This is a genomic window from Photobacterium swingsii (assembly GCF_024346715.1).
GTDB classification, from domain to species: Bacteria; Pseudomonadota; Gammaproteobacteria; order Enterobacterales; family Vibrionaceae; genus Photobacterium; species Photobacterium swingsii.
Window position 1 is genome coordinate 913,893 of record NZ_AP024852.1, and the last position, 13,877, is coordinate 927,769.

Below are 13,877 nucleotides of genomic sequence, written 5' to 3' on the forward strand. Positions count from 1 at the left end.
TTAATATTGGTAATTTATGCCTAATAGTGCTTTACAACTTATCCTCGAACGCGCCAAAGAAGATGAACACCAAGCGTCTTTAGCGTTAAATAACGCGCGTAATGAGCGTGATAACTACTTGGTTCAGCTTCAGCAAATTGAACAATACCGGCTTGACTACTGTAAGCAACTCTCTAGCCGTGGTCAGGCTGGCTTGACTGCAAGCAACTACAACCACTTACAAAAATTCCTGACGCAATTAGATGAAACCTTAGCGAAGCAGAGAATGGCTGGTACCCAATTCGATGAGCAAGTGACGGCTTGCAGTGAATACTGGCAAGAGATCCGAAAGAAGCGCCGATCTATTGAGTGGTTATTAGAGAAAAAGCAAACTGAACGTCAACAGATGCTTGATAAACAAGAGCAAAAAATGATGGATGAATTTTCAACATTACAGTTTGCCCGCCGCCATTTACGTTGAGTTATGCTTCGTGGCTCTTGTATCGCTAGACGCTGAATCGGTACTGCTGAAGTCAGTATCAATTAAACTTTAGTTGGCTTGATTTTTGCATAATTATTGCATTCATTATGTTGCCATTTTTTCTTGTTGATGAGTGTTTATGAGCCTGTCTAGCTTAATGCCTTTTAATTTTTCTTCTGCCTCTAAAGCAGCACCGAATGTTGATAATGCAGCAACGAAAGGTGTTGAGGCTGGAAGTGATTTTTCTGAAGAATTACAACATGCTAGCGCTAATTCTGACTCTTCTTTGTCAAAAGCTCCTGCTACCAAGAACAGCCAATCGAAAACCAGTGAACTTGTTTCGGAAGATGCTGAGCATTCAGTAACAACTCGCGGCAATAAACTGACGGCAGAGCAAGTGGATGGGACAGAATCAGCTGAACATACTGCAGAGGTTCATATTGCATCCGAGCAGGGTGATGCTGCTGCAATAGATTTCGCATCATTGGATGAGAATACACAAACAACAACGTCTAATCAGCAAGTTAGCACGGTAAAGGGCAACGATCTGACTGCTGATGAGGCGACGGCTGATAAGATTACTTCAAGTGACGTTACTGCTGATGAGGTGGCTGCGGCAGCTTCTGTTGGAGGCGCGGCAACAACACAGCCAGCAAATTCGACTATTGGTGAACATCAACCGCAAAGCCAAACTAAGCAGCAGACCATGACAGAAGGGGAAGCCTTTTTAAGTCAGATGGATGCTGCAAATAAACAGTTACCAACCAAAGAATCAAATACTAAGGCGCAGCCTTTAGCCCCACCTTCAACTCAGGATGCAGATGGCAATTCCTTGCCAGCAGGAGCCGCGTTAGCCGCAGGTCAAGCGCTGAATGTAGCTGATGCAGGAAATACTGATACGGCCGCTTTGCAAGGGCAAGAGGGTAGCAGCGACAAGGCTTCATTGGCACATGTGTTTACAGCAGCTTCAACAGCGGGGGCTGCAACAGCACTGAATACCAATGGAGCGACTAATGTAACTCAAGCATCGGTGACCAGTAGCGAAGCGGAAGCGGCTGTGAACGCCACAGCGTCAGGTGCAACAGAAGCCAGTCAGGCCATTGCCGCGTCTGGTGTTATAGGTGTGGCTGCGGCAAATAATGTGCACCTGGATCCAGCCGTAGAGGGTGTAAGTAGCGGTGTGAGCGATGGTGCAACAGATAAGGTGGCAGGCCAAGCAAGTGGCGCAGCTGCTTTGGCAAACAGTGCAAATACGGGGACTGCAACCTCTAGTAGCCTAGTCAATAGTATCCCGTGGTCATCGAATGCAGTTACAACGCCAACTGCGATGGATAGTATCCATGCATCAAGTGCTCAGTTAGCGGGTGGACTTGCTGTTGGTGCTGGTATTGCCACTGCCAGTGGTGATAGTAGTACCGAGATCGATTATTCTGCAGCAATGCTAGCAGGTGGTGTGGCAGCAACGAGCGATGGTCAGCCAGATCCTACGGCAAGTACTTCCGGCAGCGAATCGACGGCAACAGCCAGCACCGTTACTGCCGGTAGCTTAACCATGCAACAAGCTGCTAAAGCAGAGGCTATCGCCCAAGCTCAGGTGCCTATTCAGTTAAGTAAAGAACAAGGTGGCGATGAGTTGGCTGAAAAAGTGAATATCATGATGTCGAAAAATCTAAAGCATGTTGATATTCGGTTAGATCCACCAGAGCTAGGCAAGGTACAAATCAAATTATCGATGAATCAAGATCAGGCATCGATCCAGTTTACAGCCGCGAATGCACAAACCCGTGAACTGTTGGAACATTCAATGCCGCGTTTACGTGAACTCATGCAGCAACAAGGTGTACAGTTAGCACAAACATCAGTACAGCAAGATACAAGCCGCCAGCAAACAGCCGGTCAGCCTTTTTCTGGTCAACAAGGTCAGCAGGCTAATGGGCAAGGCAGCGCGAATAGTGGGCAACAAAGCGGGGCATCGGGGCATGGAAGTGGTCACGGACATGGCCAAGGTGAAGGCCATTGGGGTACCGCTGATGGTGAATCGCTAGAAATGTATGCAACACCAGCAAACGATCGTGTCGATTACTATGCTTAAGCAGAAAAATACACGACAATAGGCACATTGGATTGGCTTAGGCTTAATAAAATATAAAGAGGAAGCATGGCGGACGAGTTACAAGAAACGGGCAGTAAGAAAAAGCTCATTATCATTATAGTGGCCGTTGTTGTTCTTTTAATTGGCGGTGGTGCGGCAGCATGGTTCATGATGGGGGATGATACCCCAGAGACTGTTGAGGCGACGAGCACCCCTGCAAAAGCAGCAAAAACTGAGCCTGCTTATTACGTGACTTTGCCACAGCCTTTTATCTTTAATGTGACGGGTGATAAACGCGATCGCCTTGTTCAAGTTAAAGTGCAATTAATGGTGCGAGGTGACGACAATGAATCAACCGCCAAACAGCATGTTCCTTTGATTGAAAGTACCTTGCTACAAACCTTTGGTGCCGCAACAGTAGAAGAGCTACGCACGCCAAATGGTCGCGTGGAACTACGTGAAAAAGCGTTGCAATCTGTGCAAGGCGCACTGCAAAAAGTCTCGGGACGACAAGTGATCGAGCGTGTTTTATTTACTGGCTTTGTAATGCAATAGGTTCAATGTGAGTGATCTATTAACCCAAGACGAAATTGATGCGCTACTACATGGTGTTGATGACGTAGAAGATGATGATAATCTCGATGATGGTGGTTCCTCCAATGCCACGACATTCGATTTTTCATCGCAAGATCGTATCGTTCGTGGGCGGATGCCTACGCTTGAATTGATCAACGAACGCTTTGCCCGCCACATGCGTATTAGCTTATTTAATATGCTGCGTAAAACGGCTGAAGTGTCGATCAATGGCGTCCAGATGATCAAATTTGGTGAATACCAAAACACCCTATACGTTCCAACCAGTTTGAATATGGTGCGCTTTCGCCCTCTAAAAGGGACAGGCCTTATCACCATGGAAGCGCGTTTGGTTTTCATCTTGGTAGAAAACTTCTTTGGCGGTGATGGGCGCTTTCACGCCAAAATCGAAGGGCGAGAATTTACACCAACAGAGCGTCGTATTGTTCAAATGTTATTGAAGTTAGTGTTTGAAGATTACCGCGAGGCATGGTCGCCTGTCATGGGGGTAGAGTTTGAATATCTCGACTCTGAAGTAAACCCAACCATGGCTAATATTGTCAGCCCAACCGAAGTGATTGTCGTGAGTTCATTCCATATCGAAGTGGATGGCGGTGGCGGTGATTTCCATGTGGTAATGCCATATTCGATGGTGGAACCTATTCGTGAATTGTTAGATGCGGGTGTGCAGTCTGACAAAATGGATACCGATGTTCGCTGGAGTAAAGCACTGCGTGATGAAATCATGGATGTGCCCGTGAATATGCGCGCAAAATTACTCGATGTCGATTTATCGCTGCGTGACTTAATGGAGCTGCAAACTGGGGATGTGATCCCAATTGATATGCCTGAAGCAGCGACCGTCTTTGTTGAAGATCTGCCAACATATCGCGCGAAAATGGGCAAAGCCGGCGATAACGTCGCTTTAAAAATTACAGAGAAACTCAAACGACCAGACATGGTGAAAACCGATCTGGCCTTCCTTGATCGTGATGCATTGGGCAGCGCGTTGATGGAAATTAATGATGAAGACTAACGATAGGTGTAATCATGTCACAAAATGATCAACAAATCGCAGATGACTGGGCAGCAGCGCTGGCTGAACAAGCTGATGATGAAGTACAAGCTGCCCCGCTTGAAGAATTGACCGATGACAGTGCGCCAATCAGTGAAGATGAGCGCCGTAAACTTGATAGCATCATGGATATTCCTGTGACTATCTCGATGGAAGTGGGTCGTACTCAAATTAGTATCCGTAATTTACTGCAATTGAACCAAGGTTCGGTGGTTGAGTTAGACCGTATTGCAGGTGAGTCTCTTGATGTGATGGTTAACGGCACCTTGATTGCACACGGTGAAGTGGTTGTGGTGAATGATAAGTTTGGTATCCGTTTAACGGATGTGATTAGCCAAACTGAACGTATTAAAAAGTTACGTTAATCTTGCGATGTAAATTGAGTGAAATGGTCGACCAACGAATGATGAAAAAGCTGCTCCCTCTGCTACTGACTGGTTTATCTTTACCAGCGATGGCTGCACCACCTGAAGTGAATGTTTCGACAACCTTGGCGTCACTTTTACTCGTGATTATGCTGATTTTGGTATTAGCCTGGTTATTAAAGCGCTTACGTTTGCCTGCGATTCAGGGCGATAGCAATATGAAGATTATTAAGCAGCTAACTGTCGGGCAAAAGGAGCGCATATTGTTGGTGCAGGTTGGGGAAGAGCAATTACTGCTTGGTGTGACACAACACAATATTTCGTTACTGAACAAACTGGATCAGCCACTGCCAGAGCCTGTTGTTACGCGTCCTGAGTTTGCTACTCAGTTGGGTAAAATATTAAAACACGACGCTAAAACAAAATGATAAGAAATAGCCTAGTGGCTGCATTGTTGGCAGCATGTACATTCTTCTTCAGTTTTTCTGCTTTTGCTGAAGTTGAAAATGGTACTGTGAGCGTGACTGAACAAGCCATGCAAAGTGAGCAAGGTGCCTCTCAAATGGTGGCCAAGCGCAATGGTACTGGGATCCCTGCTTTTTCTGTCAGTGTGAACCCAGACGGAACCGAAGATTATTCCGTCACTTTGCAGATACTGGCCTTGATGACAGCACTGGGCTTTTTACCCGCCATCATTATTTTGATGACATCCTTCACCCGTATCGTGGTGGTGATGTCGATCTTGCGTCAGGCAATGGGCTTGCAACAAACCCCCTCGAATCAGGTGATTATCGGTATTGCCTTGTTCATGACATTCTATGTGATGTCACCGGTGATAGACAAAATCAATACCCAAGCTGTTCAGCCTTATATTAACGAAGAAATCAATGCAGAGCAGGCATTTACGGCAGCCCAAGATCCATTGCGTCAGTTTATGCTTAAGCAAACGCGTGTTAAAGACCTTGAAAGCTTCGTTAATATGTCTGGTTCATCGGCGACTGATCCACAAGAAGTGCCGATGACAGTACTGATCCCTGCTTTCATTACTTCTGAGTTAAAAACGGCCTTCCAAATTGGCTTTATGCTGTTTTTGCCATTTTTGATTATTGACCTGGTGGTAGCTTCGGTATTGATGGCCATGGGTATGATGATGCTATCGCCGATGATTGTTTCTTTACCGTTTAAACTCATGTTGTTTGTTTTGGTGGATGGCTGGAACTTGATCTTGTCTACACTCGCGGGCAGTTTTGGTACCTAGTCGGTAGAGGATGGCGTATGACACCTGAAGCGTTTGTCGAAATATTCCAAGACGCACTCTACATGGTTTTAATCATGGTGTGCATGATTGTTATTCCTGGTTTGCTGGTCGGCTTGATAGTGGCTGTCTTTCAGGCCGCGACTTCGATCAACGAACAAACCCTGAGTTTTTTACCGCGTTTGATTGCAACGCTATTGGCCTTGATGTTATTTGGTCATGCTATGACAACCATGCTGATGGATTATTTTTACCGCGTGATTGAGCGGATCCCGCAGTTACTCTATTAGTGCACGGAATTATGAATATGGACGCGTGTAAACGATGAGCTATCCATCGGCCATGATCCTCGATTGGATGGCTAATTACTTTTGGCCCTTCATTCGTATTTCTTCGATGCTTATGTCGATGACGTTTTTTGGCGCGCGTTTTGTCTCCCCTAAGATCCGTCTTTATCTCGCCATTACCATTACTATTGCGGTGATGCCGGCTTTACCTGCAGTGCCTAAAGACATTGAAATTATGTCGTTTCAAGGTTTTTTGATTATCGCACAGCAAGTGATCATTGGCGTATCTATGGGGTTTGTAACCCAGTTTGTGAGTCAAACCTTTGTCTTATTGGGGCAAATTTTAGGTATGCAATCAAGCTTAGGCTTTGCCTCTATGGTCGATCCTGCTAATGGCCAGAATACTCCGGTATTAGGTCAGCTATTTATGATGTTTGCTTTGATGTTGTTTTTGTCGACCGATGGTCATCTAGTGATGTTGCAAATGGTGATCGTGAGCTTCACAACCTTACCTATAGGTAAAGGTATGTTGGAGGTGGGAGATTACTATCAACTCGCGGGTTGGTTTGGCTTGATGTTCCAATCAGCACTTAATATGGCACTCGCGGGTATTATCGCCTTAATGACAGTAAACCTTTCATTTGGTGTTATGACGCGAGCTGCGCCACAGTTAAACATTTTTGCATTAGGTTTTTCGTTCGCACTATTGCTGGGCTTACTCATTGCTTGGTTCTTGGTGTTGGGAATGTTGCCACAGTATGAATACCAGTGGCAGCTGGGTGTCGAGCAGGTGTGTAGCCTGATCCGTTTAGATTGTTAATCCAGAGTAGGGGAAGAGGCAGAAATGTCAGATTCTGACGGTCAGGAACGTACCGAACAGGCCACACCCCGAAGGCTCGAGCAGGCGCGGGAGAAGGGTCAAGTACCGCGCTCAAGAGAATTGGCTTCAGTTGCCGTGTTAGTGGCAGGCGCCGTATCACTGATGTGGTTTGGCGAGTCACTGGCACATGGCATGATTGCCATCATGACAAAGATGTTCACCTTATCGCGTGAAGAAATTTTCGATCTTACCAAGCTGTTTGCGATGATTTTTGAATCACTTAAGCATATCGCTATGCCTTTGTTTATTGTGTTGGCGTTCTTATTTGTCAGCGCCTTGGTTGGCGCATCAGCACTTGGCGGGGTGAGTTTTTCTGCGGAAGCCGCGCGGCCAAAATTATCGAAAATGAGCCCTATTAGCGGGATCAAACGAATGTTTGGTCTTCAGAGTTGGGTGGAGTTGATCAAGTCTATCCTGAAAGTGTTGCTGGTGGCTGGGGTTGCGCTGTATTTGATGTACAGCAGCATCAATGATCTGTTTTTGATCAGCACGGAATTATTCCCGAACAACTTTTACCATGCTCTCCAGCTGTTAATGAATTTTGTACTGCTGATTTGTTGTTCTTTATTAGTGATAGTGGCCATTGATGTGCCTTACCAAATTTGGCAGCACAATGAACAGCTGAAAATGACCAAGCAAGAAATTAAAGATGAATTTAAAGACAGCGAAGGTAAGCCTGAAGTGAAAGGGCGTATTCGTATGCTTCAGCGCGAGATGGCTCAGCGTCGAATGATGGCAGAAGTACCGCAAGCTGATGTTGTTATTACGAACCCTGAGCACTTCTCGGTAGCGCTTCGCTACGATACAGATCTTGATGCTGCGCCAATAGTGATAGCCAAAGGGACAGATCACCTTGCTCTAAAAATTCGAGAAGTGGCGAACAAGCACAAAATTGATATCGTTCCTTCACCGCCATTAGCACGTGCTGTCTACCATACTACGGAATTAGAGCAGCAAATACCGGATGGATTATTTGTTGCTGTTGCCCAGGTATTGGCTTATGTCTATCAACTAAAACAGTACCGCAAAGGCCAAGGCAAAAAGCCCGTTCTCTCAAAAGAAGCGAATAACATTCCAACAGAGCTTCGCCACTGATGCGACATCAACGAGTATGATGGCTAATAAGTAAACTATTGTTCGATATCGAATTGTACAAATTAGCACCGCTCTTTGTTATAATGTGATCGCTTTCAAATTATATTTTTAGTCAAAAAAATGACGCTAAATGAGGCATGATTGTTGCTTTGTTGTTCCGTTTTTAAGACGAAAGCCTTAAAATAGCCAGATAATTATTATTCCAATTTCCCATGCGACAGTATTAATAGCGATTTAATGAAACTTCCAACGTCTTTAGCGGCGAAATTACCGCTGTCTCGTTTAAAAGCAATGCCTGCCATTGGCGCCCCTGTCATGGTACTTGCAACGCTTGCGATGATCATTCTACCCATGCCTCCAATTCTGTTGGACATGGCGTTTTCTTTTAATATCGCGCTTTCTATGGTGGTACTGCTTGTTACCATCTATACCCGTCGTCCTTTGGATTTTGCTGCTTTCCCGACGGTGTTGCTGATTGCGACCTTGCTACGACTGGCCTTGAACGTAGCGTCAACCCGTGTGGTACTGCTATACGGCCACGAAGGCTCAGATGCGGCAGGTCAGGTGATCGATGCATTTGGCTCGGTTGTTATTGGTGGTAACTACGCGGTGGGTTTGGTGGTCTTCCTGATTTTGATGATCATTAACTTCATGGTAGTAACCAAAGGTGCCGGTCGTATTTCAGAAGTAAGCGCTCGTTTTACCTTGGATGCGTTACCCGGCAAACAAATGGCCATTGATGCTGACTTGAATGCAGGCTTGATTGATCAAGAGCAAGCACGAACTCGACGTGGTGAAGTGACTAAAGAAGCGGATTTTTACGGTTCGATGGATGGTGCGTCAAAATTCGTAAAAGGTGATGCCATCGCTGGTATCCTGATTTTATGTATCAACATTATCGGCGGCCTAGTTATCGGCATGGGTCAACACAGCCTTGCGTTTGGCGAAGCGCTTGAAATTTATAGCCTGTTGACCATAGGTGATGGCTTAGTTGCACAAATTCCGTCGCTTCTATTATCAATTGGTGCTGCGATGATGGTGACTCGTCAAAATACTGACGAGGATATGGGACAGCAACTTTACTTCCAAATGTTCAACAACCCGCAAGCGTTGATCATTACAGGCGGTATTTTGTTTGTGATGGGTATTGTCCCTGGTATGCCACACGTCCCATTTATTTTACTGGCGGCACTGATTGGCCTCATGGCGTACTGGCGTGTGAAGAAAGAAAAAGAAGCTGCGCTGGTTGAAAAAGATGATGCTTCTACTGAGTTAGCTGCTGCACCTAAGCAAAAAGAATTGTCGTGGGATGATGTTCAACCCGTTGATATTATTGGCTTAGAAGTAGGTTATCGTTTGATCCCTATGGTGGATAAAGAGCAGGGTGGTGAACTGTTAGAGCGTGTGAAAGGGGTGCGTAAGAAGCTATCGCAAGATTTTGGTTTCTTAGTGCCGCCAGTCCATATCCGTGACAACTTGGAGTTGCCGCCCAATAGCTACCGCATTAGCTTAATGGGAGTAGCCTGTGGTGAGGCTAACATTCACCACAATATGGAGCTTGCGATCAACCCAGGCCAAGTGTTTGGTTCTATTGATGGTGAGGTTACAACAGACCCAGCCTTTGGCTTAGAAGCTGTATGGATCATGGAGTCACAGCGCGAGCATGCCCAAGCGCTTGGTTATACCGTGGTGGATTCAGCCACTGTATTGGCAACGCACCTTAGTCAGATCTTAACCAATAGTGCAGCGCAACTGCTAGGCCATGAAGAAGTACAGAATTTACTTGAGATGCTAGGGCAGTCGACACCGAAACTGATAGAAGGCTTCGTGCCTGACCAAATCTCTTTGGGTGTGGTTGTAAAAGTGATGCAGAACTTGCTACATGAAAGCATTCCAATTCGAGATATTCGAACAATTGTTCAAACTTTGTCCGAGTACGCCGCTAAGAGTCAAGATCCTGACATCTTAACTGCCGCGGTTCGGATTTCATTAAAACGACTAATTGTTCAAGAAATCAACGGTATAGAGCCGGAATTACCTGTTATCACACTGGTTCCAGAGTTGGAACAAATATTGCATCAAACAATGCAGTCTGCCGGTGGTGAATCCACAGGTATTGAACCGGGTTTAGCCGAGCGTTTGCAACGCTCCTTGGCTGAGGCGACGCAGCAGCAAGAGCTGAAAGGTGAGCCAGCAGTACTACTAACCTCTGGCGTTTTACGTTCAACGCTAGCGAAGTTTGTGAAGAATACTATCCCAAGCTTGCGGGTGCTTTCGTATCAAGAAGTACCAGATGAAAAGCAAATTCGCATTGTCAATGCAGTGGGAAACTAAGCCTGTAAAACATTGTGCTCCAATGCATTTATTTGCTTGGGGCTTGATAACGTTTTTTTAAAGTTAGCAGCTGCTAGCTTAATGAGTCTGACAAAGTGGTTTAGCGCCATTTGACGGGAATATTAGATTGAAGATTAAACGATTTTTTGCCAAAGACATGCGAACAGCATTGAGCCAAGTGAAGGAAGAACTTGGTTCAGATGCCGTGATCATGTCGAATAAAAAAGTCACTGGCGGAGTGGAGATTGTTGCCGCAGTTGACACTGACTCAGGCAATCAGCCGCCGCCACCGTCTCCAGCCCGTGATGAATTGGCGAACCGCTTAGGCCAAGCCAAGCGCAAGCTGGTTGATGATAAAGTACAGCTGAAGCAATCGGCAGGCAGCCGATTTGCGAGCATGCTGCAAAATTATCAAGACCACAACGAGCCTGCCGCTGAAAGCCACACGGAAGAAGATTCTTTGTCGGCATTATTAAAGCGTCAATCTAAGCACAATAATGGTGGCCGCGATTACGGTTATGATCGAGATGACTCAGCATCTCGTCGTCGTGAACCACAGCAGCACGCTCGTCAACCGATGCAAAGCCGAAATTCAGGCTCTAATACTTATGGTGGTCAAGCGAATAGTGGTCATGCCAATGGTGGTTTGGGTAAGCGCCAGCCAGCCAAGCATGCGCTAGATATTGGTGACTATCAAAGACCGAATTCACACAGTTATGATGAAAAGCATGATTGGAACACCAATCAACGCGGCAGTGGCTACCGAGGGATGCAAGGTAGTAATACAGGATCGCGATCATCGAACACTATGGGTGAGCGAAGCAATCGCTTAGACCCAACTCGTTACGATTCAAAAGCGCCATCACGCCCTGAAGATATTGATGCGATGCGCAATGAAATGGCTTCTATACGTCGCTTACTTGAGCATCAACTGTCTGGTTTGATGTGGCAAGAAGTGGAGCGCCGTGAACCGATGCGCGCCATGATGATTAAACGCCTTGAAAAAATGGGTTTGTCACCAGAGCTGAGTGATCAGCTGGCTTGTTACATTCCAGAGGATGTACCAGCCCACGAAGCTTGGCCAGCATTGCTTGGCTTATTAGCTGATCAAATCATCACCACCGATGACTGTATTTTAGAAACGGGTGGAGTGGTCGCTTTATTAGGTCCTACAGGTGTAGGCAAAACAACAACCATTGCAAAACTCGCCGCCCGTGCAGCGATGGACTATGGGCCAGAAGAAATTGCACTTGTTACAACGGATACTTATCGTATTGGTGCACATGAGCAATTATCTACTTATGGTCGAATTTTAGGCTGTCCGGTAAGAGTTGCTAAAGATGCGGAAGAACTGGCCGATATACTTCATCAGTTACGCCATCGACGATTAGTTTTATTAGATACAGCAGGGATGGGACAGCGCGATATTCGTCTGTCAGAACAACTGGATACGCTCATGCAAAACAGTGGTGCTCAGATACGTAGTTTGTTGGTATTACCTTCAACTGCTCAGCGCCGAGTTTTGCATGAAACGATTGAACACTTCCGTCGTATACCGTTATCTGGTTGTGTATTAACCAAGCTTGATGAATCATTGAGTTTGGGTGAGGTGATGTGCGTTACCATAGAAAATGCACTACCTATTGCGTATTTGGCCGATGGTCAGCGTGTACCAGAAGATATTAAAGTTGCCACTGGCAAATTTTTGGTCGCCCGAGCCAACGAACTATTAGAACAAGAAATTAGTCAGCAACCTCATTTCTGGAGTAGCGACAATTCAGAAAACCAGGCGGCGGATTTTTATGATTGAGAACATGATGCACGATCAAGCGAGCGGCTTACGCCGTATGACTAAACTGTCTTCAACCAAAGTTATTACTGTTACTGGTGGTAAAGGTGGAGTAGGTAAAACTAACGTCACGCTCAACATGGCAATCTCAATGGCCCGCCAAGGTAAGAGAGTCATGGTACTTGATGCCGACTTGGGGCTGGCTAACGTTGATATTATGTTAGGCTTGCGCGCAGGAAGAAACCTATCCCACGTCTTAGCTGGGCTGTGTGATCTACAAGATATTATTGTAGAAGGCCCATACGGTGTGAAAATTATCCCTGCATCGTCTGGTACACAAAATATGGCAGAGTTAAGTCCCGCGCAGCATGCAGGGTTGATTCGCGCTTTTGGTAGTTTATCTGATGATGTTGATGTACTGCTGGTGGATACTGCCGCAGGTATATCAGACATGGTGTTGAGTTTCTCGCGTGCCGCGCAAGAAGTGCTGGTTGTCGTGTGTGATGAACCAACATCGATTACCGATGCATACGCTCTGATTAAAATTCTTAGCCGAGAGTATGATGTTCAGCGCTTCAAAATTGTTGCCAATATGGTCCGCAGTTATCGTGAAGGCCGTGAGCTCTACGCCAAGTTAACACGAGTGACTGAACGCTTCTTAAGCGCAAATTTAGAGTTGGTTGCTTGTGTGCCACTGGACGATAAAGTGCGTCAATCAGTGAAGCGTCAAAAAATTGTGGTTGAAGCTTACCCTAAAAGTCCTGCAGCATTAGCGTTAAGTTCGCTGGCGAACAAAGCGCTTACTTGGCCAGTACCTACCAGTGCTGGAGGTCACCTTGAGTTCTTTGTTGAGCGGTTATTAGTGAAACCAACGCCAACAGAGGTACCTATCGGTGAATAAAGCGTTAACCTATGGCCGTTACCAAGAGAGCCCGCAAGCGTTCGTAATGCGCTATTCGGCCTTGGTTAAGCGGATTGCACATCACTTAATGGGACGGTTACCGCCCAGTGTGCAAGTTGAAGATTTAATTCAAGCAGGCATGATTGGCCTGCTTGAAGCACAACAGAACTATGACCCGACAAAAGGGGCGAGTTTTGAAACATTTGCTGGAATTCGTATTCGGGGCGCAATGCTTGATGACATTCGCCGTGGAGACTGGGTACCACGTTCGGTCTATAAAAATAGCCGACGTATTACTGAAGCTATCTCGGTACTTGAAAGTGAGCTAGGTCGCGACCCGAACGATCAGGAAATTGCGACACATCTCGAAATGACACTGGATCAATACTATCAAGCTTTAAATGATGTAAATTGTGGTCGCTTGGTAGGAATAGATGATCTTGGTGTGACAGAAGATGCGATTGCCAACGAGGAATCGCTTGAGGAAAATCTTCCATTTCAAGGTGTTGTAGATGATAATTTCCGCCATTCATTGGCTGAAGCCATTAAAACCTTGCCTGAACGTGAAGCACTAGTACTGTCGCTCTATTATGATGAAGAACTCAACTTAAAAGAGATCGGTGCTGTTATTGGGGTGAGTGAATCCCGAGTGTGTCAGATTCACAGTCAGGCCATGCAACGCTTGCGCGCTAAGCTCACTGCTTGGACTGCGTAAAAATTAGAATACTATAAAAACACTGTGACCTCAGTGGAGGCAACTTTGAACAAAAA

At 45.9% G+C, this 13,877-nt stretch carries 14 protein-coding genes; all 14 read left to right on the forward strand.

Annotated elements, in window-relative coordinates:
- Positions 1 to 16 precede the first annotated feature (16 nt).
- The 14 genes from fliJ (at position 17) to OCU77_RS04575 (ending at position 13,821) form a co-directional block, all read left to right on the forward strand.
- A complete protein-coding gene (gene fliJ, locus OCU77_RS04510; protein WP_048899770.1) occupies positions 17 to 460 on the forward strand; it encodes a flagellar export protein FliJ in 444 nt (147 codons plus the stop codon).
- 139 nt (positions 461 to 599) lie between these two features.
- The gene (locus tag OCU77_RS04515) at positions 600 to 2,552 is read left to right on the forward strand and encodes a flagellar hook-length control protein FliK (RefSeq protein ID WP_048899771.1); all 1,953 of its coding nucleotides are present in this window, start codon (positions 600 to 602) and stop codon (positions 2,550 to 2,552) included.
- Positions 2,553 to 2,618: 66 nt separating this feature from the next.
- Positions 2,619 to 3,107: a flagellar basal body-associated protein FliL gene (gene fliL, locus OCU77_RS04520; RefSeq protein WP_048899772.1), complete on the forward strand. Its 489-nt coding sequence runs from the start codon at positions 2,619 to 2,621 to the stop codon at positions 3,105 to 3,107.
- Positions 3,108 to 3,114: 7 nt separating this feature from the next.
- Positions 3,115 to 4,161 carry a flagellar motor switch protein FliM gene (gene fliM / locus OCU77_RS04525; protein WP_048899773.1) on the forward strand — a complete coding sequence of 349 codons (1,047 nt, stop codon included), beginning with the start codon at positions 3,115 to 3,117 and terminating at the stop codon, positions 4,159 to 4,161.
- Positions 4,162 to 4,175: 14 nt separating this feature from the next.
- On the forward strand, positions 4,176 to 4,565 hold the full coding sequence (fliN, locus tag OCU77_RS04530) for a flagellar motor switch protein FliN (RefSeq protein WP_048899774.1): 390 nt from the start codon (positions 4,176 to 4,178) through the stop codon (positions 4,563 to 4,565).
- 23 nt (positions 4,566 to 4,588) lie between these two features.
- Positions 4,589 to 4,993: a flagellar biosynthetic protein FliO gene (fliO, locus tag OCU77_RS04535; protein ID WP_239686030.1), complete on the forward strand. Its 405-nt coding sequence runs from the start codon at positions 4,589 to 4,591 to the stop codon at positions 4,991 to 4,993.
- Positions 4,990 to 5,823: a flagellar type III secretion system pore protein FliP gene (gene fliP, locus OCU77_RS04540; RefSeq protein WP_107302327.1), complete on the forward strand. Its 834-nt coding sequence runs from the start codon at positions 4,990 to 4,992 to the stop codon at positions 5,821 to 5,823. The genes fliO and fliP overlap by 4 nt, the downstream gene beginning before the upstream one ends.
- 17 nt (positions 5,824 to 5,840) lie before the next feature.
- A complete protein-coding gene (fliQ, locus tag OCU77_RS04545) occupies positions 5,841 to 6,110 on the forward strand; it encodes a flagellar biosynthesis protein FliQ (protein WP_048899775.1) in 270 nt (89 codons plus the stop codon).
- A 34-nt stretch (positions 6,111 to 6,144) separates the two neighbouring features.
- Entirely contained in the window at positions 6,145 to 6,927 is a 783-nt protein-coding gene (fliR, locus tag OCU77_RS04550; protein ID WP_048899776.1) for a flagellar biosynthetic protein FliR, read from the forward strand.
- Positions 6,928 to 6,951: 24 nt separating this feature from the next.
- Positions 6,952 to 8,082 carry a flagellar biosynthesis protein FlhB gene (gene flhB, locus OCU77_RS04555; protein ID WP_107302328.1) on the forward strand — a complete coding sequence of 377 codons (1,131 nt, stop codon included), beginning with the start codon at positions 6,952 to 6,954 and terminating at the stop codon, positions 8,080 to 8,082.
- Positions 8,083 to 8,319: 237 nt separating this feature from the next.
- Positions 8,320 to 10,416, forward strand: coding sequence for a flagellar biosynthesis protein FlhA (gene flhA, locus OCU77_RS04560; protein WP_048899777.1), 2,097 nt, complete (start codon positions 8,320 to 8,322; stop codon positions 10,414 to 10,416).
- A gap of 127 nt (positions 10,417 to 10,543) precedes the next feature.
- On the forward strand, positions 10,544 to 12,226 hold the full coding sequence (gene flhF, locus OCU77_RS04565; RefSeq protein WP_048899778.1) for a flagellar biosynthesis protein FlhF: 1,683 nt from the start codon (positions 10,544 to 10,546) through the stop codon (positions 12,224 to 12,226).
- Entirely contained in the window at positions 12,219 to 13,106 is an 888-nt protein-coding gene (locus OCU77_RS04570; RefSeq protein WP_107302329.1) for a MinD/ParA family protein, read from the forward strand. The genes flhF and OCU77_RS04570 overlap by 8 nt, the downstream gene beginning before the upstream one ends.
- Positions 13,099 to 13,821 (forward strand): RNA polymerase sigma factor FliA, encoded by a 723-nt coding sequence (locus OCU77_RS04575; RefSeq protein WP_048899779.1) that lies wholly within the window; start codon positions 13,099 to 13,101, stop codon positions 13,819 to 13,821. Before OCU77_RS04570 ends, OCU77_RS04575 begins: the two co-directional genes overlap by 8 nt.
- The last annotated feature ends 56 nt before the right edge of the window (positions 13,822 to 13,877 follow it).

Bases quoted from the DNA above. Each gene is read 5' to 3' on its own strand.
- fliJ (WP_048899770.1), top strand. From the start codon at position 17: ATGCCTAATAGTGCTTTACAACTTATCCTCGAACGCGCCAAAGAAGAT.
- OCU77_RS04515 (WP_048899771.1), top strand. From the start codon at position 600: ATGAGCCTGTCTAGCTTAATGCCTTTTAATTTTTCTTCTGCCTCTAAA.
- fliL (WP_048899772.1), top strand. From the start codon at position 2,619: ATGGCGGACGAGTTACAAGAAACGGGCAGTAAGAAAAAGCTCATTATC.
- fliN (WP_048899774.1), top strand. From the start codon at position 4,176: ATGTCACAAAATGATCAACAAATCGCAGATGACTGGGCAGCAGCGCTG.
- fliO (WP_239686030.1), top strand. From the start codon at position 4,589: ATGGTCGACCAACGAATGATGAAAAAGCTGCTCCCTCTGCTACTGACT.
- fliP (WP_107302327.1), top strand. From the start codon at position 4,990: ATGATAAGAAATAGCCTAGTGGCTGCATTGTTGGCAGCATGTACATTC.
- fliQ (WP_048899775.1), top strand. From the start codon at position 5,841: ATGACACCTGAAGCGTTTGTCGAAATATTCCAAGACGCACTCTACATG.
- fliR (WP_048899776.1), top strand. From the start codon at position 6,145: ATGAGCTATCCATCGGCCATGATCCTCGATTGGATGGCTAATTACTTT.
- flhB (WP_107302328.1), top strand. From the start codon at position 6,952: ATGTCAGATTCTGACGGTCAGGAACGTACCGAACAGGCCACACCCCGA.
- flhA (WP_048899777.1), top strand. From the start codon at position 8,320: ATGAAACTTCCAACGTCTTTAGCGGCGAAATTACCGCTGTCTCGTTTA.
- OCU77_RS04570 (WP_107302329.1), top strand. From the start codon at position 12,219: ATGATTGAGAACATGATGCACGATCAAGCGAGCGGCTTACGCCGTATG.